This window comes from Pararcticibacter amylolyticus, from assembly GCF_003130405.1.
GTDB classification, from domain to species: domain Bacteria; phylum Bacteroidota; class Bacteroidia; order Sphingobacteriales; family Sphingobacteriaceae; genus Arcticibacter; species Arcticibacter amylolyticus.
The window spans coordinates 150,980-152,492 of the sequence record NZ_QEAS01000007.1 but is presented as its reverse complement, the minus strand read 5'-3'; the positions used below and the strand labels follow the sequence as shown (position 1 = coordinate 152,492).

The window sequence follows — 1,513 nt, the reverse complement described above, 5'->3', positions numbered from 1 at the left end:
ACTTGGCTAACGGCTTTTGGTAGTTGGCAATTAGCTTCAATGCCCTCTTCGACTTTAAACTTTAAACTCTCAGCTTTTAACTCCCTCTCCCCTATTTCGTATTATGTAAAAAGGGTTTCTTCGGATCGGCAGGAAATGAGAGCATATACCGGATGATAGCTTCGGCGTCTTCTTGTTTAAGATGAGGATGGGGAGTCATCTCACGTGATCCCCAGATTCCCTGTTCCGGCTTTACGCCTATGATGGCCATATTTGCCAGGTGCGAGATATTTGCGTCTGTAGCTGCATATTCTCCCGCCAGCTGGCGAAATGAAGGGCCTATGATCGCGTCCCGTTCAGCGTGACAGCCGCTACAATCCTCTCTCTCAAAAAGAACCCGGCCCTTCTCTATCACAGCCTTTTGGGCAGTATTTTTCGCTTCTTTAGACGAAACATTTTTGTTACGTCCGCATGAAAATATAAATAAACTTAAAAGCAAAAGAAAAAAAAACAAGCGCATTCGTTCGTCAGTTGGTGTTACCCTTCTAACAAATCGCGGCAGATATGGTTCGTATTTGTGTAAAACAAGCTCCCATACCGGATCTTGCTTTCCTTTGTCCAGATTCTGTTAAATTAAGTTAATTAGCCGTCGCTCTGAAATTTAACTTAGTATGTATCTAAAAAACAATTTATCTTAGACGAATTAACTTTAAACTAACAGGAATGTTAAAAGAAGAACGCCAGTCCTATATTATCAAGCAGATCAACCTGCATAATAAAGTACTTTCATCAGATCTCAGCATTGAACTGAATGTATCCGAAGATACTATCAGGAGAGACCTGAACGAACTTGCAGAAAGCGGCAAGGTACTGAAGGTTTATGGTGGGGCGTTATCGAAATCATTTCATTACCCCTTTCAGCAAAACGATGTCTATGCAAGAGAGTCTAAAAGAGAAATTGCAAGAAAGGTGATCGGACTTATTCAGCCGGGCATGGTATTGCTCGCAGGTGGAGGAACTTCACTTATCGAACTGGCACGGATGATTCCTGATACGATGGAATGTACGGTGTTCACTGTAAGCCCCCTGTTTGCACTTGAACTGACGGAACGTACGGGGATAGACGTTATTCTCATTGGCGGGAATTTATCTAAAAATTCTCACATCAATACCGGTGCGCTGACCATTAGCCTGCTCTCTGAAATCAAGGTTGATTTATGTATTCTTGGCACAAACGGAATTTCTCTCGAGGAAGGCATCACAGACTCGGACTGGGAAGTTGTACAGGTAAAGAAAGCTATGATAAGGGCAGCGCAGAAGACCGCAATGGTCAGCATCGCAGAAAAGCTCAATTCCGTTCAAAAAATGAAAGTATGCAACCTCAACTCCATACATTACCTGGTGACCGATGCAAACCCATCCGATAAATTGCTGGAGGGCTATTCAAAAACGGTGAAGGTGGTTTGAGTTATGGGTTATGAGTTAATTGACAGGGCTCCGGGCAAGATACCGGTTATTAAAACCCTCTCTACCA

General features: G+C 43.1%; 2 protein-coding genes. One reads left to right on the top strand and one right to left on the bottom strand.

The window, feature by feature from the left end; translation table 11 throughout:
- Positions 1–91 precede the first annotated feature (91 nt).
- Positions 92–499 (bottom strand): c-type cytochrome, encoded by a 408-nt coding sequence (locus DDR33_RS09975; RefSeq protein ID WP_109415634.1) that lies wholly within the window; start codon positions 497–499, stop codon positions 92–94.
- Between the two features lie 203 nt (positions 500–702).
- Here DDR33_RS09975 and DDR33_RS09970 point away from each other — a divergent pair, with 203 nt between their 5' ends.
- A complete protein-coding gene (locus DDR33_RS09970; RefSeq protein ID WP_109415633.1) occupies positions 703–1,446 on the top strand; it encodes a DeoR/GlpR family DNA-binding transcription regulator in 744 nt (247 codons plus the stop codon).
- Positions 1,447–1,513: the final 67 nt, after the last annotated feature.

What these genes read in the sequence shown, in the direction of transcription:
- DDR33_RS09975 (WP_109415634.1), bottom strand. Translation starts at nt 499, where the DNA reads ATGCGCTTGTTTTTTTTTCTTTTGCTTTTAAGTTTATTTATATTTTCA.
- DDR33_RS09970 (WP_109415633.1), top strand. Translation starts at nt 703, where the DNA reads ATGTTAAAAGAAGAACGCCAGTCCTATATTATCAAGCAGATCAACCTG.